The following is a 20,856-nucleotide window of genomic DNA, read 5'->3' on the forward strand; positions in this document are numbered from 1 at the left end:
TCGCCGCGGGGCCCGGTTTCTCAGGACGGTATCGGTCTGCGAACGATTATGCAATTGCATAGCTGCGCATTTAGGAAATTGTCCAGCCATCCATCACAGATGTCGCGTGAAAATCTGTGACGTGTGCAGCACGATCAGCGCTGCGGTACGTTTGTCAGAACGTTCAATACAGGTGGAGATGCAGAATCTTCACCACAACGCATCCCGCAGCTTGTACCAGGACATCGCCGCCACCAGCAGCGGCGTGCGCAGCAGCCGGCCGCCGGGGAAGGGCGCATGCCGAAGGCGCTGGAACACGTCCAGGCGCTCGCTCTGGCCGGCAATGGCGGCGGCGATCACCTCGCCGGCCAGCCCGGCGGCGGCCACCCCATGGCCGGAGAAGCCCTGCGCGAAGTACAGGTCGCCGTCCAGCCGGCCCCAATGCGGGGCGCGGTTGCGGGTGATGTCCACATAGCCGCCCCAGACCTGGTCCAGCGCCACGTCGGCCAGCTGTGGGAACACCTGGTGCATGCGCCGCTGCATCACCCCGCGCAGGCCGGGTGGGGGCAGCGCCGAGTAGCTGGCGCGCCCGCCAAACAGCAGCCGATGGTCATGGCTGAGGCGGAAATAGTCCAATGCCCAGGCGGTGTCGGCCACGGCCATGTCGTTGCCGATCAGGGCGCGGGCGCGCTCGGCCCCCAGCGGCGCGCTGGCGCCGATATAGGTGCCGACCGGCATGATCCGCCGTTCCAGCTCGGGCAGCAGGCCCTGCAGCCAGGCATTTCCGGCCACCACCAGATGCGCGGCGCGCACGCTGCCCTGCGCGGTGTGCAGGGTGGGCTGCGGTCCGCGCTGCACGCGGGTTACCGCCGAATCCTCGTGGATCACCACGCCGGCCGCGCGCGCCGCATCGGCCAGACCGCGCGCATAGGCCAGCGGGTGCAGGTGCGCGCTGAGCGGATCGAACATCGCGGCACGATAGCGCGGGCTGTCCAGCTGCGCGCGCAGGGCGTCGCGGTCCCACCACTGCATGGGGTAGTCGTAGTGGCGTTGCAGGTGCTCGCAGTGGACGCGCAGTTCCCGTTCATGGCGTTCGCGGATGGCGACGCTGGCGTGGCCTTCCACCCAATGGCAGTCAATGCCGTGGCGATCGATGCGGGCGCGCATCGCCTGCACCGCGTCGCGCGACCAGTCGAACAGGTGGCGCGCATCATCACGACCGAGCTGACGCTCCAGTTCGTCCACCTCGCAGCCATAGCCGACCAGCGCCTGCCCGCCGTTGCGGCCGGACGCGCCCCAGCCGATCCGCTGCGCTTCCAGCACTACCACGCGCCGGCCACGTGCCGCCAGTTCCAGGGCTGCGGTCAGGCCGGTATAGCCGGCGCCCAGCACCGCAACGTCGGCCTGCACATTACCCTGCAGCGGGGGGAGTGCGGGCGGTTCGGGCAGGCTGGCGGCGTACCAGCTGGGCGGGAACGCGGCGCTCACTGCAGGCCTCGCGGGTGCAGGGCGGGAGGGCGGAGCGGGGCAGGTCGATCGGCGTTCACCCCGGTAGTTTCGCCGATGCGTGACGGCTGTGGTGTGACGGCACCGACTTGCCGGCTTCGCCGGGCGACGGGTAACGTGTTGGCACGCCAAGGAGTTTTCCCATGCGCCGCCTGCCCTGGGTGGGCCTGCCCACCGACAGCACCGTGCTCGGCCATCACCGTTTCGCGGTGGCCGGCGAGAAGTACGTGCGCGCGCTGGCCGAGGCGGCCGAGGTGACTCCGGTAGTGTTGCCGAGCCTGCAGCCACCGCTGCCGGCCGGCGACTGGCTGCAGGGGCTGGATGGCCTGCTGCTGACCGGCGCGGTCAGCAATATCGAACCGCAGCACTACGAAGGTGGCCGCAGCTGGCCAGGCAATCCACATGACCCGGCCCGCGATGCCAATGCCTTTGCGTTGCTGCACGAGGCACTGGCGCTGGACCTGCCGGTGCTGGCGATCTGCCGCGGCTTCCAGGAGTTGAACGTCGCGCTGGGCGGCAGCCTGCATCCGCAGGTTCACGCGGTGCCTGGCCTGGCCGACCATCGCGAAGAACCGCAGGCGCCGGTGGAGGTGCAGTATGGGCCGGCGCACGCGGTCACGCTGGCCGCCGATGGCTGGCTGGCGCAGTGGCACGGCAGTGGCCGCGCGCAGGTCAATTCGGTACACGGGCAGGGTGTCGCCCGCCTGGCGCAGGGGCTGCAGGTCGAGGCCGTGGCCGACGATGGGCTGGTCGAAGCGGCACGCAGCCTGCACCATCGTTTCGTGCTCGGCGTACAGTGGCACCCGGAGTGGCGTGTCATGCAGGCGCCGTTCTATCACGCTATTTTCCGTGCGTTCGGCCAGGCTTGCCGGCAGCACCAACAGAACCGACTGGATTCCCGATGAGTTCCCGAACGCGCCCGCGCAAGACGGCCACGCCCCCCGCACCGCAGGAAAGCACGCTGCTGCGCTGGCTGAAGGAGCGGCGCATCACCGAGGTGGAATGCCTGGTGCCGGACATCACCGGCAACGCGCGCGGCAAGATCATTCCCGCCGACAAGTTCTCGCACGACTACGGCACGCGCCTGCCTGAGGGCATCTTCGCCACCACCGTCACCGGCGAGTTCCCTGACGATTATTACGAGCTGACCTCGCCGTCCGACTCGGACATGATGCTGCGCCCCGATCCGGACACGGTGCGCATGGTGCCGTGGGCGGCCGACGCCACCGCGCAGGTCATCCACGATTGCTACACCAAGAGCGGTGAGCCGCACGAACTGGCGCCGCGCAACGTGCTGCGCCGCGTGCTGGCAGCCTACGCCGAGCTGGGCCTGCGCCCGGTGGTGGCGCCGGAACTGGAGTTCTTCCTGGTGCAGAAGAACACCGACCCGGACTTCCCGCTGCTGCCACCGGCCGGCCGCTCCGGGCGCCCGGAGACCGCGCGGCAGTCGTACTCGATCGATGCGGTCAACGAGTTCGACCCGATCCTCGACCTGATGTACGACTACGCCGATGCGATGAAGCTGGACGTGGACACGCTGATCCACGAGTCCGGCGCGGCGCAGCTGGAGGTCAACTTCACCCATGCCGATGCGATGGACCTGGCCGACCAGGTGTTCCTGTTCAAGCGCACCATGCGCGAAGCGGCGATGCGCCACGGGGTGTATGCCACGTTCCTGGCCAAGCCGATGGAAAACGAGCCGGGCAGTGCCATGCACATCCACCAGAGCCTGGTGCGGGTGAGCGATGGCAGCAACGTGTTCGCTGGCGAGACCGATGCCGAGGGCGAGTTCAGCCCGGTGTTCGGCCACTACCTGGGCGGCCTGCAGAAGTACGCACCGCAGGCGATGGCGTTCTTCGCGCCGAACGTGAACTCCTACCGCCGGCTGGTGTTCGGCGAAGTCTCGCCGAGCAACGTCCACTGGGGTTTCGACAACCGCACCTGCGGCCTGCGCGTGCCGCTGGATACGCCGGAGAACATGCGCGTGGAAAGCCGTTTCGCCGGGTCCGATGCCAATCCCTACCTGGCGATGGCCGCGACCCTGGCCTGCGGCCTGTTGGGCATCCGCGAGCGGCTGGCACCGGATGCGCCGGTGACCGGCAGCGCCAAGGAACTGGGCTACAACCTGCCGCGCTCGCTGGGCGAGGCGCTGGACGGGCTGGAGCGGTGCAGCGAGCTGCAGGCCCTGCTGGGTGAGCGCTTCTGCCGGGCCTACATCTCGGTCAAGCGCAAGGAATACGAGACCTTTTTCCGCGTCATCAGCTCGTGGGAGCGCGAGTTCCTGCTGCTGAACGTCTGAGCATCCGGAATAGAAAAATCCGCCGCCGGGGGGTAGGCTGGCACCCGTCGCCGGCCCCGCCGGCCCCCCCTTCCCGCATTCTGGAGCACCCGATGAAGCTGCGTATCCTCACGCTCGGCCTGGCCTCCGCCATGCTCGCCGCCTGTGGCGGTGGCAATGGCGGCGCGCAGGACAGCCAGGTCCTGAACGTCTACAACTACAGCGATTACATCGCCGAGGACACCATTCCGACCTTCGAGAAGGAGAGCGGGATCAAGGTGACCTACGATGTGTTCGACAGTGACGAGATGGTCGAGACCAAACTGCTGGCCGGCAACAGCGGCTATGACGTGGTGGTGCCGACCCTGAACTTCTTCGGTCGCCAGATCCAGGCCGGTGTGTTCCTGCCGCTGGACAAGAGCAAGATCCCGAACCTGGCCAACCTCGATCCGGCGGTGATGAAGCGCATCGCCACCCAGGACCCGGGCAACCAGTACGGCGTGCCGTACATGATCGGCACCACCGGCATCGGCTACAACGTGGACATGCTGAAGCAGCGCTTCGGCGGCAGCGCCGACATCGCCAACAGCTGGGACCTGGTGTTCAAGCCGGAGAACATCAGCAAGATGAAGGACTGCGGCGTGACCATCCTGGACACGCCAGCGGACATGATCCCGATCGCACTGCATTACCTGGGCCTGGACCCGCACAGCGGCGACCCGGCCGAGCTGCAGAAGGCCGCCGACCTGCTGAAGTCGATCCGCCCGTACGTGCAGAACTTCCACTCCTCGCAGTACGTGGGTTCGCTGGCCAACGGCGGTACCTGCCTGGTGGTCGGCTGGTCGGGTGACATCATCCAGGCCCGCGACCGCGCCGAGGAAGCCAGCAATGGCGTGCACGTGGCCTATTCGATCCCGAAGGAAGGCGCACCGCAGTGGTTCGACATGCTGGCGATCCCGAAGGACGCCAAGCATCCGGAAGCCGCGTACGCCTTCATCAACTACCTGCTGCAGCCGAAGGCTGCCGCGGCCAACACCAACTTCATCCACTACGCCAACCCGGTGCCGACCGCGACCCCGCTGGTGGACGAGGCGATCCGTACCGACCCGACCATCTACCCGCCGGCCGACGTGGCCGAGAAGATGTTCACCTACTCGATCAACACGCCGGAGACCGACAAGCTCTACACCCGGCTGTGGACCGAGGTGAAGACCGGGCGCTAAGGGCTGGCTGGCAGGTGGGTGCCGACCGTTGGTCGGCATGCTTTTCCGGCGGGGCCGACCAACGGTCGGCCCCCACCAGATCTGCAGATCCCCCCGGCCCGGTGGGTGCCACCCGTTGCCGTCATATCCCCTGCAGCCCCCGGCCGTTAGAATGGCGGCCGCTGTCCACCGCCCGCTCCCGGAGCCCCCATGCCCGTTGAAGCCCAGCCGGTAGCCGCCGTCGTCGACACGACCGGTGCGCCCGGCTATCTCTCCATTCGTGACCTGCGCAAGGAATTCGACGGTTTCGTCGCCGTCGACGACGTCAATCTGGACGTGCGCAAGGGCGAGATCTTTGCCCTGCTCGGAGGCTCCGGCAGCGGCAAGTCGACCCTGCTGCGCTGCCTGGGCGGCTTCGAGACGCCCACCAAGGGCAGCATCACCGTCGATGGCCAGCGCCTGGACGCGCTGCCGCCGTACCAGCGGCCGGTCAACATGATGTTCCAGTCCTATGCGCTGTTCCCGCACATGACGGTCGAACAGAACATTGCCTTCGGCCTGAAGCAGGATGGCCTGGGCAAGGACGCGATCAGCAAGCGCGTCGGCGAGATGCTCGACCTGGTGCAGATGGGCCACCTGGGCAAGCGCAAGCCGCACCAGCTGTCCGGTGGCCAGCAGCAGCGCGTGGCGCTGGCGCGGTCGCTGGCCAAGGGGCCGAAGCTGCTGCTGCTGGACGAGCCGATGGGCGCGCTGGACAAGAAGCTGCGCTCGCAGATGCAGCTGGAACTGGTCAGCATCATCGAGTCGTCGGGCGTGACCTGCGTGATGGTCACCCACGACCAGGAAGAAGCGATGACCATGGCTACCCGCATCGCGGTGATGGATGCCGGCTGGATCCAGCAGGTCGGCAAGCCGGACGAGGTCTACGAGCAGCCGGCCAACCGCTTCGTCGCCGAGTTCATCGGTTCGGTCAACCTGTTCGACGGGGTGATCGACGAGGACCTGCCCGAGTACGTGACCGTGCGCTCGCCGCTGTTCCCGGCACCGATCTACATCGCCCATGGCATCACCTGCTACGAAGGGCAGCCGGTCGCATTCGCGCTGCGCCCGGAAAAGGTGATGATCGGCAAGGACGAGCCGGAAGGGCACACCAACAAAGCGCAGGGCGTGATCGAGGACATCGCCTATTTCGGCAGCCATTCGGTCTACCACGTGCGGCTGCCCAGCGGCGCCAAGGTGCTGGCCAACTTCGCCAACTCGCAGCGCTGGGCCAGCGACGGCCTGACCTGGGGTGACAGCGTGTGGGTGCACTGGCGCGACAACGACGGCGTGGTGCTGACCTCATGAGCGTCGCCGGCCTGAAGCGCTGGCTGCCGGGGCTGCGTGCCACGGTGATCGGCATTCCGTACCTGTGGCTGCTGCTGTTCTTCGCAGTGCCGTTCCTGATCGTGCTGATGATCAGCTTCTCGCTCAGCCGGGTCGGCTCGCCGCCGTATACCTGGCTGCTGCAGTACGCCGACGGCGGCTTCTCGCTGAAGCTGAACCTGGAGAACTACCTGGCGCTGTTCCGCGATTCGATCTATGCGCAGGCGTTCCTGAGCTCGATCAAGATCGCGGCGATCTCCACCTTCTTCACCCTGCTGATCGGCTATCCGATGGCCTATGCCATCGCGCGCCTGTCGCCGGCCGCACGCAACGTGGCGATGATGCTGGTGGTGCTGCCGTCGTGGACCTCGTTCCTGATCCGCGTGTATGCGTGGAAGGCAATCCTGGACCGCAATGGCCTGCTTGACCAGTTCCTGCAGTTCACTGGCCTGCAGACGCTGATGACGTCGATGGGGCTGCCGAAACTGCAGCTGATCGATACGCCGACCGCCGCCTATATCGGCATCGTCTACTGCTACCTGCCGTTCATGGTGCTGCCGCTGTACGCCAACCTGGTCAAGCATGACCACCGCCTGCTGGAAGCGGCCTACGACCTCGGCGCCAAGCCGTGGCAGGCGTTCCTGCGCATCACGTTGCCGCTGTCGAAGGCCGGCATCATCGCCGGCTGCATGCTGGTGATGATCCCGGCGGTGGGTGAGTTCGTGATCCCGGAAATGCTCGGTGGTTCGGAGACGCTGATGGTCGGCCGCCAGCTGTGGAACGAGTTCTTCAACAACCGCAACTGGCCGGGCGCTTCGGCGATGGCGGTGGCGATGATCCTGTTGCTGCTGGTGCCGATCCTGCTGTTCAACCGTTCCCAGCAGCGCCTGCTGGAAGGGAAGCAGGCATGAGCCCGCGTACCGCCAAGGGCCTGGGGCTGGGCGTGCTGCTGCTCGGCTTCGCCTTCCTGTACCTGCCGATCCTGTTGTTGATGTTCTACTCGTTCAACAGCTCGCGGCTGGCGATGGTCTGGGCCGGGTTCTCCACCCGCGCCTACAGCGACCTGTTCGCCGACCGCGCGCTGATGGACGCGATGTGGACCAGCCTGGTGGTGGCGTTCTGGACCGCCTGTACCGCCACCGTGCTGGGTACGCTGGCGGCGATGGTGATGACCCGCTTCAAGCGATTCCGTGGCAAGCCACTGTTCGGCGCGCTGGTGACCGCGCCGCTGGTGATGCCGGACGTGATCCTGGGCTTCTCGCTGATGGCGCTGCTGGCATCGATGGGCGCGATTCCCGGCTTCCCGGCGCGTGGCCTGGCCACCATCTGGATCGCGCACGTGACCTTCACCCTCTGCTTCGTCACCGTGGTGGTGTCCTCGCGCCTGCAGGAAATGGACCTGTCGCTGGAAGAAGCGGCGATGGACCTGGGCGCCAGCCGGTTGACCGTGTTCACCCGCATCACCCTGCCCATCATCGCGCCGGCGCTGGTGGCGGGTTGGCTGCTGGCCTTCACCCTGTCGCTGGATGACGTGGTGGTGGCCAGCTTCGTGGCCACGCCGGGCTCGACCACGCTGCCGATGAAGGTGTTCGCTTCGGTGCGCATGGGCATCAGTCCGAAGATCAACGCGTTGGCCACGCTGCTGGTGTCGGCGGTGTCGATCGCTGCGGTGATCGGCTGGTACATCAACGCCCGCGCCGAGAAGCGGCGCCAGCGCGACCTGCAGCTGGCGCGGCAGGACAACGGCTGAGTACACGGCCTGTCGACAGCGCCGGCAACATCCGGCTCACGGACAGCGGCGCACAATGGGGGTCTTCCAGATGGAGATCCCCCATGACCGTCGAGATCATCGACCCGGCCACCGGCCAGGTGACCTACCGCCATGAACTGATGGGCGCTGCCGACATCGAGCAGCGCCTGCAGGCTGCCGCCGATGCCTTCCCCGGCTGGGCCGATCGCTCGCTGCAGGATCGCGGTGCCGTCCTTCGCCAGATCGCCGCGCAGCTGCGCACGCGTCGCGACGACCTGCAGCAGGCGATGACCCATGAGATGGGCAAGCTCAAGGCCGAGGCGCTGGCCGAGGTCGACAAGTGCGCTGCCGCCTGCGAGTACTACGCCGACCACGCGGCCGACTATCTCAAGCCGCAGCTGATCGATACCGAAGCCCAGCGCAGCTACGTGCGTTACGAGCCGATCGGCTGCGTGTTCGCGGTGATGCCATGGAATTTCCCGGTCTGGCAGGTGTTCCGTTTCCTGGCCCCGGCGTTCATGGCTGGCAACGTGGCCCTGCTCAAGCACGCCAGCAACGTGCCGCAGTGCGCCGACCTGATCCTGGCGGTGTGTCGTGACGGAGGCCTGCCTGAGGGCGTGTTCGACGTGCTGCACATCGACAACGACCAGGCTGCCGAGGTGCTGCGCGACGCACGGGTGAAGGCGGTGACGCTGACCGGCAGCGAACGGGCAGGGCGCTCGATCGCCTCCAATGCCGGCAGCCAGCTGAAGAAGTCGGTGATGGAGCTGGGTGGCAGCGATGCCTTCGTGGTACTCGACGATGCCGACCTCGACAAGGCCGTGGCGGCGGCGGTGAAGTCGCGTTTCGACAACAGCGGGCAGACCTGCATTGCGGCCAAGCGCTTCATCGTGGTCGATGCGGTGGCCGATGACTTCACCCGACGCTTCGTTGAAGCCGCGGGCCAGCGCCAGTATGGCGATCCCAGTGAGCGTGGCACCACGCTGGCGCCGATGGCCCGTGCCGATCTGCGCGACGAACTGCACAAGCAGGTGCAGGCCAGCGTCGCCAAGGGCGCGCGCGTTCTGGTCGGCGGCGAACCCATTGCCGGCACCCATGCGGGCTATCCGGCGACCGTGCTCGATCAGGTCGGCCCAGGCATGCCTGCCTACGACGAGGAGCTGTTCGGGCCGGTGGCTGCGGTGATCCGGGTCAAGGATGAGGCCGAGGCGCTGCGCGTGGCCAACGACACCCGCTTCGGCCTGGGCGGCAGCGTGTGGACGCGCGACCCGGTGCGCGGCGAAGCCTTCGCGCAGCGCATGGAATGCGGCGCCGCGTTCGTCAACGCCATCGTCAAGAGCGACGCTCGGCTGCCGTTCGGTGGCAGCAAGCAGTCCGGCTTCGGCCGGGAGCTGGCCGACCACGGCATCCACGAGTTCATGAACATCAAGACCGTCTACGTGGCTTGATGCCGAAGGGTAGTGCCGGCCGCTGGCCGGCATTGCCCTGGTTGCCGGCCAGCGGCCGGCACTACCAGAAGCGGGGCATGTGCCACGACCAACGGTCGCGGCCTACCGTATTGCTGGGTATCGACGCCCCCGTGCATGGTGGGTATCGACCGTTGGTCGATTCGCGCTACAGCCACTTCGCGCGCTTGAACAACCGGTACAGGCCCACGCACACACCGCCCACGCCGACAATCATCAGCGGATACGACCACGGCTGGCTCAGCTCGGGCATGTGGCTGAAGTTCATGCCGTACCAGCTGGTGATCAGCGTCGGCGCTGCCAGCAGTGCGGCCCATGCACCCAGGCGCTTGACCGTCTCGCCCTGCGCCAGCGTCACCAGCGACAGGTTCACGCTCAGTGCGGTGCCCAGCATCTCGCGCAGGGTGTCGATCACATCGCTGATGCGTACCGCGTGGTCATGCACGTCGCGCACGTAGAGCTTCACTTCATCGGGAATCAGGTCACCCTGGTAGCGGCGCAGCTGCGCCAGCACATCCTGCAGCGGTGCCACCGCCATCCGCATCTTGTTCAGTTCGCGCTTGAGCTCGTAAAGCCGTACCACCGTGCTGCGCTTGTAGCTGTCGGCAAAGATGTCCTTTTCCAGCAGGTCCAGGGTGTCGCGGAAGCGGTGCACGATCGGCAGGTAGTTGTCGACCACGAAGTCGGTCACCGCGTACAGGCAGTACGACGGGCCCATCTTCAGCAGCTGCGGTTCACGCTCGACCCGTGCACGCACCGGGGCGTAGGACAGCGAGGCGCCGTGGCGCACCGTCACCAGGAAACGCGGGCCGAGGAAGGCGTGGGTTTCGCCGTACTGGATGCGTTCGTCCACCATCTGCGCGGTGGTCACCACCACGAACAGCGAATTGCCGTAGGTCTCGACCTTGGGTCGCTGGTGCGCATTGCGCGCGTCCTCGATGGCCAGGTCGTGCAGGCAGAACTCTTCCTGCAGTTTCAGCAGCACATCGTCGTTGGGGTCGTACAGGCCGACCCAGACGAAGCCGTTGCCACTGGCAATGACATCGCTGATGGCATCCAGGCTGATGTCGTGGCGTTTGCCGTCGTCATCGTAGTGGACGCAGTTGATGACGCAGGCGGGGTTGGCCGAGGCAGGGGCGGAAGCGGAGGCGGGCAATGACATGCCCGCCATCGTGCGTCAGTGCCGTGTTTCGGACAAGTGAGGACGGCGCCCCAGTACCCACGCCAGCGCGACGTGGACGGGCAGCAGCAGCACGATCCACTGCACGTTGTACTGCGCCTGCAGGCTCAGCCAGTGCAGCACCAGCGCCGCCACGGCCTGCACCGCCAGCAGCCACAGCACGACCCTGAACATGCGGCCCGGCGCGCGCCGACGCAGCAGCGCGATCGCGCCTGGCAGCAGCAGCACGGCCAGTGGCGAAAGCAGCAGCAGGTTGCGGTTGGCCCAGGCGGCGTAGTGGGTGCTGAAGCCCCACAGGAACACCAGCAGGCTGCCGGCGATGGCACACAGCAGCCAGAACGGCAGGGCCAGCCCGGCCAGCAGGCGCGGGCGGTTGCGCAGCGCCAGCACGCCGCCGGCCACGACCAGCCCAAGCAGCAGCCACGGCCACCAACGGCGTGCGAATTCCTTCGGCTCCGGGTCGATGCGGTGCGGCAGCAGTTCCTGTTCGGACTGCACCAGCGGCCGGCCGTCGCTGTTGCGCGCCTGGCGCAGCGCGTCGGCCAGGCGCATCGGCACGAAGGCTTCCTGCCAGCGCGACAGCGGCTGGTCGGCGAACGGCCCGAGGCCGACATCGAAGCCCAGCCACATCCATGGTGCCGGCGAGGCCAGGCGCACCGATTCACTGCGGTAGGTATTGCCGCGCGAGCGCCCCGACAGCTGCGACTGCAGGCCGCCATCCAGCGCCTTGTTCACCGTGTCGCGTACCATCGTGGCGCAGTTGGCGGTGTAGTAGTCGTAGTGGTAGCGCGCGTTTTCCGGCTTGGCCCGCTCGGCCAGGTCGGCGGCCAGTGCACGTGCCTGCTCCGGGCGCAGGTCCAGCCACTGCACGCTGGCGCCACGGCCGGTCTCGTCGTAGTACGACAGATCCTGCTGCAGCGGCAGCGCCACCAGGTAGTACATCATGTCGCCGCGCACGAAGCGGCTGATGAAATCGTCCTCGGACGGATCGAAGTAGCCGAAGTTGTACGAGGTCGCTTCGCCACTGAGCGGATCGATCACGACGATGGCGTCATGGCCGAAGCGCTCGAAGAACACGGTGCCCGGCTGCATGGTCACCACCCCGATGCGCGGGGCGGGAGCCTCGGCGCTGGTGGCGGGTGCAGCAGGTTCGGGTGCCGCCGGCTGCGCGAAGGCGGCCAGCGGCAGGGCCGTGGCCAGCACGCACAGTGCCAGCCACAGCCTCAGGCGCAGTGCCAGGAGGGAGCCGCGCTTCAAGCGTCGTCCTGCGCGTCCGGCGGCAGCACGGTCACGTGGAAGGCCTGGACCCGGCGCGCATCGGCGCGGGCCACGCGGAACATGAAGCGGTCCAGCGCCAGCTCGTCACCGACTTCCGGCAGGTGGCCCACGGCCTCGGTGACCAGGCCACCGATGGTGTCGTAGTCCTCGTCGGAGAAGGCAGCGCCGAAGCGTTCGTTGAAGTCGCCGATCGGGGTCAGCGCGTCGACCACGTACTGGCCGTCGGACTGGATGGCGATCTGCGCCGACGGATCCTCGGCCTCGTCATGCTCGTCGTCGATCTCGCCGACGATCTGTTCCAGCACGTCCTCGATGGTGACCAGGCCGGCGACACCGCCGTACTCGTCGACCACGATGGCCATGTGGTTGCGTGACAGGCGGAATTCCTTCAGCAGCACGTTGAGCTTCTTCGCCTCCGGGATCAGCACTGCCGGGCGCAGCAGCTCGCGCACGTTGGCCGGGCCGTTGTCGGCGACCACGCCGCGCAGCAGGTCCTTGGCCAGCAGGATGCCAAGGATGTCGTCCTTGTTCTCGCCGTGCACTGGGAAGCGCGAATGGCCGGATTCGACCACCTGCTTCATCAGTTCCAGGAAGGGCGCTTCGATCGGCAGCGAAACCATCTGCGAGCGCGAGATCATCACGTCGCCCACGGTCAGCTCGGCCACCGAAATGGCGCCTTCCATCATCTTCAGGGTATCGGCGGCGATCAGGCCCTCTTCCTGCGCGGTGTGCAGGACAGCGACCAGCTCGTCGCGGGTATGGGGTTCGCCGGAGAAGGCGGAGGTCAGGCGTTCAAGCCAGCCGCGCTTCTTTTCACTGGGCTCCTGTGCGGAGCTACTACTGTCGTCTTCTGACATCTCTGGAAAAAGGGCACCCGGCAAGCCGGGCGTTGGTCCAAGTCTAGCAGGATGTGGCGGCCTGTCAGTGACCGTCGCTGCCCGGTCCGGTGATCGGCGGCGGGGCCAGTTCAGGCCGGGCGGGGGCTTCTTCCTCGGGCAGGTCCAGGCTGTAGGTGCAGCCGGCCAGGGTTTTGCCGGGATGGGAGGCCACGGTGGAGACGCTGAGGATGATCGACTCGATCCGGGCCTCGCCGGTCTTCGGATCGGTCACGTCGCGGCTGACCAGCTCGCGGCCGGCCATGAACTTGCCGTCCTGGTCGTAGCCGGTCTCCAGCCCCAGCTGCCTGGCCAGCGGCCGCGGATCGGCCTGGTCGAGGATCGCCATGACGCTGGACCCGGCCACGGCGACCCGTTCGGTGCGGGCGCCGAACACGCTGATCGGCTGGGCCAGCCGGTACTCGCTCATGAACTGGTTGCCCTGCGGCAGCGGCTGCAGGCCGTGGGCGACGGCTTTCAGTGGATCAGCCAGCAGGGGCGCCAACGCGGCCTGCTCGGCCACGCCCTGGCGGCATTCAATCAGGGCCGGCAGGTCCAGGGCAGCGGCCGGGGCGGACACGGCGAGCAGCAGGGGCAGGGCAATACGCAGCACGGGCACGGGATCCACAACGGGAGGCAGGCCGGTGATCGTACCGGTCCCGGCCAGCCATCGCGAGCGCCCCAAGGCAATCAGGGCGGATGCCTGCGCGTGGTCGCTGGGTACCAGCGCAGCCTGACCGGGTAGCCCAGTTGCACTTGCAAGTGGTCGCGCACGGCCGCCGCCGTCGCGCGGTTGGCCGGGGTATCCCGCAGCTCAACCTCCAGTTCCCCGGTCGTGACATCCAGGCTATAGCCGAACAGGTCGGGCAGCTGGGCCAGCAGCCAGTCCCGCTGTGCGTGCAGGCGGCGCTGCATCTCCGCTTCGGTCATCGCGGCGCCGGTGATGTAGCGCACGCGTTGCGGGCCATCCGCCCCTGGATGTGTCTCATCGGCCGCGGGTGCTGGGCCAGTCAGTCGAACGACGACGTTCCAACCTGCCGCGTTGTCCACCCAGATTCCGGCGAGGCGTGCCGCGTGGCGCGCTTTCAAACGTTCCATCAATGCGTGCTGCTGCGCCTCGGCGACCGCCTGACGCGCCGTCTGTTGGCTGACGTCAAAGAACGCCTGCACCTCGGCGACCTTGGCGGCAATGTCGGCGGCGCTGTCGCTGGCCGGGAACGGCGACGGTCGTTCCCGGCCGGGGTCGATGCCCGGGGCAGTGGTCACCTGCAGAAGAGCGGCGATGAGTGCGGGCAGCAGCGCGATGGGCGCGTCCTCCGTGAAGATCCCGGTGTGCGTGGGCCTCAGCGCTCGCCGGCGTAGGGGTCGGCGATGCCGAGCTCGGCCAGGATCTCGCGCTCCAGCTGTTCCATGGCGTCGGCTTCCTTGTCGTCCTCGTGGTCCCAGCCGAGCAGGTGCAGCACGCCGTGCACGGTCAGGTGTGCGTAGTGGGCGTTGAGCGCCTTGCCCTGTTCATCGGCCTCGCGGGCCACCACCGGTGCGCAGATCACCAGGTCGCCCAGCAGCGGAAACTTCACGCCCTTGGGCAGCCCTTCGGGCACTTCGGCCGGGAAGCTGAGCACGTTGGTCGCGTAATCCTTGCCGCGATAATGGCGGTTCAGTGACTGCCCTTCCTTGGCATCGACCACGCGGATGGCCAGGTCGGCCTCGCGGATGCGGCCTTTCAGCGCAGCAGCCACCCACTTGCGGAAGCTGACCGCCGCCGGCAGGCCGGTGCGCGGCAGGGCATAACTGACGGCGACGTCCAGTCGCACGGGACCACGGGTCATGGAGTTGCTCCAGGTTGGATCTGATGCAGGTCACGGCGATCGTAGGCGCTGACGATGCGCGCCACCAGCGGGTGGCGGACTACGTCGCGCGACTCGAAGAAGGTGAAGCTGACGCCCTCGACCTCGCGCAGCACGTCGATGGCATCGCGCAGGCCGGACTTCACGTGCTTGGGGAGATCGGTCTGGGTCAGGTCGCCGGTGACCACGGCGGTGGAACCGTAGCCGAGGCGGGTCAGGAACATCTTCATCTGCTCGATGGTGGTGTTCTGTGCTTCGTCCAGGATCACGAAGGCATCGTTGAGCGTGCGGCCACGCATGTAGGCCAGCGGCGCGATTTCGATGACGTTCTTTTCCAGCAGCTTGACCACCTTCTCCACGCCCATCATCTCGTAGAGGGCGTCGTACAGCGGTCGCAGGTAGGGGTCGACCTTCTGGCTCAGGTCACCGGGCAGGAAGCCCAGCTTCTCGCCGGCCTCCACCGCCGGGCGCACCAGGATCAGGCGCTGCACCCGTGATTCGTTCAGCGCTTCGACCGCGCTGGCCACGGCAAGGAAGGTCTTGCCGGTGCCGGCCGGGCCGATGCCGAAGTTGATGTCATGCGTGGCGATCTGGTGCAGGTAGCGGCCCTGGTTGGCACCGCGGCCGCGCACCGTGCCGCGCTTGACCTTGATCGCCACCTCCTGCGCTTCGTAGGAGCGTTCGGCGATCTGCTCGACGTTGGCCTGCGCCAGGCGCAGGTGGATGGCGTGGTTGTCGAAGGTGGTTTCGCCGGCTTCGGCGTACAGCGCTTCAACCAGCTTCTGCGCCTCGACGATGGCTTCGTTGGGCCCGCTGATGCGGAACACGAAACCGCGGTTGGCGATCTCCACGCCGAGCTTCAGCTCGATCTGGCGCAGGTGCCCATCGAAGGGGCCGCACAGGTTGGCCAGCCGCTCGGTGTCTTCCGGCGACAGGGTGAAGTCTCGATGTTCGATGCTTTTCATTGCCTTGGGTGGGGCGGAAGCCTTCCACCGCAGTGTATTCAGGGAGGACAAGGGTAGCGCGCGCAGCGGGCGCGCGGCCAGCACGGGGTCGATACATGCTTTTCCACACCCGGTGTGGACGGGGGCTGCGGAAACCTGTGGATAGACCTCTACAGTGCTTGTGCCACAAGCGTCATGAGGGGGTGGTGAAAAAATCGTCACGGACCCGGGCGTGCCGGCACCCGCAGGACGGGCGGACCGGGAGGGAGGGCACGTCGCAGCGCGTGGCCGAGAACTTCCCGGGCACGCCGGCGTTCTTCGTGATCGCAGCGCAGGTTCCGCTGCCAGGCGAGCAACAGGATCCCGTGTCGCCGGTTTTCCACACCGGTTGTGGAATGATGCCGAATCAACCTGTGGATAGGTGGCGCGGAGCCTTGCAGCCAAAGGCTCGCCAACGCGTGGTGAAAAAACCGTCAGGGCTGATCGGAATCATAGAGGGTGCACGGGGCGGATGGCACCGTGGCGCCGTCGCAGGAGGGGATGGCATGGGCATCGGCAATGGGATGCGTGGAATCGGATTGGTGGGTATCGGCCTGCTGGCCGGGTGTGGGCAGGCGCCGCCTGCAGCGCTCGGCACGCTGGAGTGGGACCGGATCACGGTGCCGGCGCCGGCGGCCGAAGTGATCGCCACGGTGGAGGTACGCGAGGGGCAGCAGGTCAAGGCCGGAGCAGTGCTGATGCAGCTCGACCCCGCCCGCGGCGACGCGCAGTTCGCCGCGGCGCAGGCCGACACGGTGCGCGCGCAGGCCCAGTTGGAAGAACTGAAGATCGGCCCGCGCCAGGAACAGATCGCGCAGGCCCAGGCGCAGCTGGCCGCGTTGCGCGCGCAGTCTGCTGAAGCCACGGCCTACTACCGTCGGGTGCAACCGCTGGCACGCCAGCGCCTGATCGCCGCCTCCGAGCTGGACCGTGCACGGGCGGCTGCCGGCAGTGCCGAGGCCAGCGTGCGGGCCGCCGAGCAGGCCTGGCTGGAACTGGTGCACGGCAGTCGCGCGCAGGACATCGCCCAGGGCCAGGCGGCCGCCGACGCCGCACAGGCGCAGCAGGTGGTGCAGGGCGTCAACCTGCAGAAGCTGCAGCTGCGCGCACCGCGCGATGGCGTGGTCGATGCCTTGCCCTACCGGCAGGGTGACCAGGCACCGATCGGGGCGCCGCTGGCGGTGATGCTGGTTGGCGAGCGCCCCTATGCACGCGTCTACCTGCCGCAGCCGCTGCGCCTGCAGGTCAAGGTCGGGCAGGCCGCGCAGGTACAGCTGGAAGGCGGCAGCACCGTGCTGAAGGGGCACGTGCGCTCAATCCGCAGCGAGCCCTCGTTCACCCCGTACTACGCACTGACCGGTGATGACGTCGAGCGCCTGAGCTATCTGGCCGAGATCGAAGTGGACACGGCCACCGACATGCAGAAGCTTCCGGCCGGACTGCCGGTGCAGGTGCGCTTCTGAACACCGGCGACGACATCGCGGTGCATGCGCAGGGCTTGACCCGCCGCTTCGGCGATCTTCTGGCCGTGGACAATGTCGACCTGACCGTGCCGCGCGGGCAGGTGTACGGCTTCCTGGGGCCGAATGGATCCGGAAAGTCGACCACCATCCGCATGCTGTGCGGCCTGCTGGAACCGAGCGCTGGGCAGATCCAGGTGCTGGGGCTGGCGGTTCCCGAGCAGGCCGAAGCACTGCGCCGGCGCATCGGCTACATGACCCAGCGCTTCTCGTTGTATGAGGACCTGTCGGTGCGCGAGAACCTGGAATTCCTCGCCGCCATCCAGGATCTGCCACGCGCGCAGGCCCGGCAGCGGGTCGACGAGCTGCTGCAGCAGTACCGTCTGCTGGACCGGCAGCCGCAGCTGGCCGGAACCCTCAGCGGTGGCCAGAAGCAGCGCCTCGCCCTGGCCGGCGCCGTCGTGCACGCGCCCGAGCTGCTGTTCCTGGACGAGCCGACCAGCGCGGTCGATCCGGAATCGCGCCGTGATTTCTGGGAAGCCCTGTTTGAACTTGCCGACGCCGGTACCACCGTGCTGGTGTCGACCCACTACATGGACGAGGCCGAGCGCTGCCACCGGATGGCAATCCTGGATCGTGGTGCACTGGTTGCCGATGGCACGCCGGCTGAGCTGTGCGCACGATTGGACGGCCGCACGTTGCAGGTCACGTCGTCGCAGCCGCGGCAGGCCAGCCGCGCACTGTCTGAGCTGCCCGGTGTGCTGAGCGTGGCGCAGATCGGCACCCAGCTGCGCGTGCTGTGCAATGAGGGCGCAGCGGACGTCGCAGTGCTGGCCCGTGCACTTGCCAACGCTGACCCGCAGGCCCGCATCCAGACGGTGGCGCCAAACCTGGAAGATGTGTTCGTGGCCGCCACCCGTGGCCGCGGCCGGGAGCCGGCGGCATGAACCTGCGCCGGCTGTGGGCGATCATGCTCAAGGAGTTGCGGCAGCTGCGCCGCGACCGCATCACGCTGGCGATGATCGTTGGCATTCCGGTGATGCAGCTGTTGCTGTTCGGCTATGCGATCAACCTCAACCTGCGTCATCTCGATGCGGGTGTCGCCGATCAGGCCAACAGCGCCGCTTCGCGCGCGCTGGTGCAGGACATGGTGGCCACCGGCGTGATCACGCCGCGCAGCGAAGCCTACACGCCTGCCCAGCTGATGCAGGCGCTGCGCCGTGGCGAGATCAGTGTCGGCATCGTGGTGCCGGCCGACTTCGAGCGTCGCCGCTTCGATGGACGCGAGGCGGTGCAGGTGCTGGTCGATGGCAGCGACACCGTGGTGCAGAGCGCGGCGATCCAGCTGGCGCAGGTGCCGCTGGACACGCGCCCGACCAGCAACACCCGTCCCCTGCGCGAAGGCAGCATCGCCAGTGGTCCGGTCGGCGTGACCAGCTTCTACAACCCGCAGCGGCGCTCGGCGGTGAACATCGTACCGGGCCTGATCGGGGTGATCCTGACCATGACCCTGGTGATGTTCACGGCGGTAGCGGTGGTGCGCGAACGCGAGCGCGGCAACATGGAACTGCTGATCGCCACGCCGGTGTCGCGCAGCGAGCTGATGGTCGGCAAGGTGCTGCCCTATGCGGCCATCGGCCTGCTGCAGACCACGCTGGTGCTGGTGCTGGGCACCTGGCTGTTCCAGGTACCCATTCGCGGCAGCCTGCTGGACATCTATCTGGCCGCGGTGCTGCTGGTGCTGGCCAACCTGGCGCTGGGCCTGCTGATCTCCACGCGTGCGCGCTCGCAGTTCCAGGCGATGCAGATGACCCTGTTCCTGTTCCTGCCGTCGATCCTGCTGTCGGGCTTCATGTTCCCGTTCGCCGGCATGCCGCGGCCGGTGCAGTGGCTGGCCGAGGTGCTGCCGCTGACCCACTTCCTGCGCCTGGTGCGCGGCATCATGCTGCGCGGCGCCTCATTGTGGGAGCTGTGGCACGACGCGCTGGCGCTGCTGGCCTTCATCGTGGTGATGATGACCCTGGCGATCCTGCGCTTCCGCAAACGGCTGGATTGAAGGCAGGGGGTCGGATCCCCGCAGGGGCTCCGACCCGAAGATTCATTCCGCCACCACCCGCGCGCGCAGCGAATTGGTCAGCGCTTCGGTGATCACCACATCCACGAACTGGCCGATCAATCGCGCCGGCGCCGGGAAGTTCACCGAACGCATGTTCTCGGTCTTGCCAGTCAGCTCGTTCGGGTTCTTGCGCGAAGGGCCTTCCACCAGCACGGTCTGCACGGTGCCGACCATCTTCTCGGAAATGCCGGCGGCGTATGCATTGATGCGCTCCTGCAGGCGCGACAGGCGCGCATGCTTTTCGGCATCGCTGATCGTGTCCTCCAGGTCCGCGGCTGGCGTGCCCGGGCGCCGCGAATAGATGAAGGAGAAGCTGTGGTCGAAGCCGATGTCCTCGATCAGCTTCATGGTCTTCTCGAAGTCGGCATCGGTCTCGCCGGGGAAGCCGACGATGAAGTCCGAGCTGATCGAGATGTCCGGGCGCACCGCACGCAGCTTGCGGATCTTCGACTTGAACTCCAGCGCGGTGTAGCCGCGCTTCATCGCTGACAGCACGCGGTCGCTGCCAGCCTGTACCGGGAGGTGCAGGAAGTTGGCCAGCTGTGGCACGTCACGGAACGCATCGATCAGCGAATCGCTGAACTCCAGCGGATGCGAGGTGGTGAAGCGGATGCGGCCGACGCCATCGATCTCGGCGATGGTGCGGATCAGCAGGCCGAGGTCGGCGAACTCACCGTCACCATAGGGCCCGCGATACGCGTTGACGTTCTGCCCGAGCAGGTTGATCTCGCGCACGCCCTGTGCGGCCAGCTGCGCCACCTCCACCACCACGTCCTCGAACGGGCGGCTGACTTCGGTGCCGCGGGTGTAGGGCACCACGCAGAACGAACAGTACTTGGAACAGCCTTCCATGATCGACACGAATGCCGAGGGTCCTTCGGCGCGCGGCTCGGGCAGGCGATCGAATTTCTCGATCTCGGGGAAGCTGATGTCGACCTGCGGGCGCTTCTGTTCGCGGCGTGCGCGGATCAGCTCCGGCAGCCGGTGCAGGGTCTGCGGGCCGAACACCAGGTCGACGAACGGCGCACGCTTGATGATCGCTTCGCCTTCCTGCGAGGCGACGCAGCCGCCGACGCCGATGATGACTTCGCGGCCCTTGTTCTTCAGGCCCTTCCACACGCCCAGCTGGCTGAACACCTTCTCCTGCGCCTTCTCGCGGATGGAGCAGGTGTTGACCAGGATGACGTCGGCGTCGTCCGGGCTGTCGGTCAGTTCCAGGCCATCGCTGGCGGCAAGCACGTCGGCCATCTTGGCCGAGTCGTACTCGTTCATCTGGCAACCGTGGGTCTTGATGTACAGCTTGCCTTTCACCTGGTCGGGCTTGCGCGGACCAGCGGGCAGGGCAACGAGCGGGGTACCGCCCGGTGTGGTGGGCGGAAAGACGTCTGGCGTCCCGGTCATGGCGCTTAATCCATTCGGGTGGCGGGAAAGCGGGCAATTCTACCCGCATCCCACGCCAGCCGCCGCGCCCGTGCAACCGAGCCCATGCCCAGCGTGGCCATCACTGTAGAGCCGAGCCCGTGCTCGGCTGCCTTTGCAAGGCGGAGGAGCAGCCGAGCGTGGGCTCGGCT

General features: G+C 67.3%; 19 protein-coding genes. 10 read left to right on the forward strand and 9 right to left on the reverse strand.

All coding sequences use genetic code 11. The features are described 5' to 3' along the window. Positions 1–189 precede the first annotated feature (189 nt). Positions 190–1,467, reverse strand: coding sequence for an NAD(P)/FAD-dependent oxidoreductase (locus AC5P7F_RS09275; RefSeq protein WP_164076942.1), 1,278 nt, complete (start codon positions 1,465–1,467; stop codon positions 190–192). A gap of 161 nt (positions 1,468–1,628) precedes the next feature. Between AC5P7F_RS09275 and AC5P7F_RS09280 the strand changes: the two genes are divergently transcribed. The 7 genes from AC5P7F_RS09280 to AC5P7F_RS09310 all read left to right on the forward strand — a co-directional run bounded on the left by AC5P7F_RS09280 (position 1,629) and on the right by AC5P7F_RS09310 (position 9,528). Beyond that, entirely contained in the window at positions 1,629–2,390 is a 762-nt protein-coding gene (locus AC5P7F_RS09280) for a gamma-glutamyl-gamma-aminobutyrate hydrolase family protein (protein WP_014646563.1), read from the forward strand. Next, positions 2,387–3,784, forward strand: a complete 1,398-nt coding sequence (locus AC5P7F_RS09285) for a glutamine synthetase family protein (RefSeq protein WP_032960938.1) — start codon at positions 2,387–2,389, stop codon at positions 3,782–3,784. Before AC5P7F_RS09280 ends, AC5P7F_RS09285 begins: the two co-directional genes overlap by 4 nt. A 92-nt stretch (positions 3,785–3,876) precedes the next feature. Further along, positions 3,877–4,986: a polyamine ABC transporter substrate-binding protein gene (locus AC5P7F_RS09290; RefSeq protein ID WP_197641400.1), complete on the forward strand. Its 1,110-nt coding sequence runs from the start codon at positions 3,877–3,879 to the stop codon at positions 4,984–4,986. A gap of 189 nt (positions 4,987–5,175) precedes the next feature. Next, entirely contained in the window at positions 5,176–6,312 is a 1,137-nt protein-coding gene (locus tag AC5P7F_RS09295) for an ABC transporter ATP-binding protein (RefSeq protein ID WP_014646566.1), read from the forward strand. Next, positions 6,309–7,241 carry an ABC transporter permease subunit gene (locus AC5P7F_RS09300; protein ID WP_014646567.1) on the forward strand — a complete coding sequence of 311 codons (933 nt, stop codon included), beginning with the start codon at positions 6,309–6,311 and terminating at the stop codon, positions 7,239–7,241. The genes AC5P7F_RS09295 and AC5P7F_RS09300 overlap by 4 nt, the downstream gene beginning before the upstream one ends. Next, positions 7,238–8,080 (forward strand): ABC transporter permease subunit, encoded by an 843-nt coding sequence (locus AC5P7F_RS09305; RefSeq protein ID WP_005415928.1) that lies wholly within the window; start codon positions 7,238–7,240, stop codon positions 8,078–8,080. Before AC5P7F_RS09300 ends, AC5P7F_RS09305 begins: the two co-directional genes overlap by 4 nt. Positions 8,081–8,163: 83 nt before the next feature. After that, positions 8,164–9,528, forward strand: coding sequence for an NAD-dependent succinate-semialdehyde dehydrogenase (locus AC5P7F_RS09310; RefSeq protein WP_049408076.1), 1,365 nt, complete (start codon positions 8,164–8,166; stop codon positions 9,526–9,528). Positions 9,529–9,694: 166 nt separating this feature from the next. Here AC5P7F_RS09310 and AC5P7F_RS09315 read toward each other — a convergent pair whose 3' ends face one another. From AC5P7F_RS09315 to AC5P7F_RS09345, 7 genes are all read right to left on the reverse strand, one after another. Next, the gene (locus tag AC5P7F_RS09315; RefSeq protein WP_014646569.1) at positions 9,695–10,717 is read right to left on the reverse strand and encodes a magnesium and cobalt transport protein CorA; all 1,023 of its coding nucleotides are present in this window, start codon (positions 10,715–10,717) and stop codon (positions 9,695–9,697) included. Between the two features lie 6 nt (positions 10,718–10,723). Next, positions 10,724–11,983, reverse strand: a complete 1,260-nt coding sequence (locus AC5P7F_RS09320; protein WP_164076941.1) for a lipoprotein N-acyltransferase Lnb domain-containing protein — start codon at positions 11,981–11,983, stop codon at positions 10,724–10,726. Next, the gene (locus tag AC5P7F_RS09325; protein WP_164076940.1) at positions 11,980–12,861 is read right to left on the reverse strand and encodes a transporter associated domain-containing protein; all 882 of its coding nucleotides are present in this window, start codon (positions 12,859–12,861) and stop codon (positions 11,980–11,982) included. Before AC5P7F_RS09325 ends, AC5P7F_RS09320 begins: the two co-directional genes overlap by 4 nt. Before the next feature lie 64 nt (positions 12,862–12,925). Then, positions 12,926–13,492, reverse strand: coding sequence for a hypothetical protein (locus tag AC5P7F_RS09330; RefSeq protein WP_014646571.1), 567 nt, complete (start codon positions 13,490–13,492; stop codon positions 12,926–12,928). Positions 13,493–13,569: 77 nt separating this feature from the next. Continuing rightward, on the reverse strand, positions 13,570–14,145 hold the full coding sequence (locus AC5P7F_RS09335; RefSeq protein WP_014646572.1) for a hypothetical protein: 576 nt from the start codon (positions 14,143–14,145) through the stop codon (positions 13,570–13,572). 77 nt (positions 14,146–14,222) lie between these two features. Beyond that, positions 14,223–14,708, reverse strand: a complete 486-nt coding sequence (ybeY, locus tag AC5P7F_RS09340; RefSeq protein WP_014036587.1) for an rRNA maturation RNase YbeY — start codon at positions 14,706–14,708, stop codon at positions 14,223–14,225. Further along, the gene (locus AC5P7F_RS09345) at positions 14,705–15,691 is read right to left on the reverse strand and encodes a PhoH family protein (protein WP_032960924.1); all 987 of its coding nucleotides are present in this window, start codon (positions 15,689–15,691) and stop codon (positions 14,705–14,707) included. Before AC5P7F_RS09345 ends, ybeY begins: the two co-directional genes overlap by 4 nt. Positions 15,692–16,215: 524 nt before the next feature. On the opposite strand from AC5P7F_RS09345, the gene AC5P7F_RS09350 reads away from it, so the two are divergent. From AC5P7F_RS09350 to AC5P7F_RS09360, 3 genes are read left to right on the forward strand one after another with little or no spacing between them, the layout of a single operon-like run. Continuing rightward, complete coding sequence (locus AC5P7F_RS09350; RefSeq protein ID WP_164076939.1) at positions 16,216–17,172, forward strand: HlyD family secretion protein; 957 nt, start codon at positions 16,216–16,218, stop codon at positions 17,170–17,172. A 20-nt stretch (positions 17,173–17,192) separates the two neighbouring features. Next, positions 17,193–18,116 carry an ATP-binding cassette domain-containing protein gene (locus AC5P7F_RS09355; RefSeq protein ID WP_164076938.1) on the forward strand — a complete coding sequence of 308 codons (924 nt, stop codon included), beginning with the start codon at positions 17,193–17,195 and terminating at the stop codon, positions 18,114–18,116. Further along, positions 18,113–19,225 (forward strand): ABC transporter permease, encoded by a 1,113-nt coding sequence (locus tag AC5P7F_RS09360; RefSeq protein WP_142234483.1) that lies wholly within the window; start codon positions 18,113–18,115, stop codon positions 19,223–19,225. Before AC5P7F_RS09355 ends, AC5P7F_RS09360 begins: the two co-directional genes overlap by 4 nt. Positions 19,226–19,267: 42 nt before the next feature. Here the strand turns inward: AC5P7F_RS09360 and miaB are convergent, their stop codons facing one another. Beyond that, positions 19,268–20,686, reverse strand: a complete 1,419-nt coding sequence (gene miaB / locus AC5P7F_RS09365) for a tRNA (N6-isopentenyl adenosine(37)-C2)-methylthiotransferase MiaB (RefSeq protein WP_053496485.1) — start codon at positions 20,684–20,686, stop codon at positions 19,268–19,270. Positions 20,687–20,856: the final 170 nt, after the last annotated feature.

Source organism: Stenotrophomonas sp. YJH_SMC_105-26 (genome assembly GCF_059368915.1).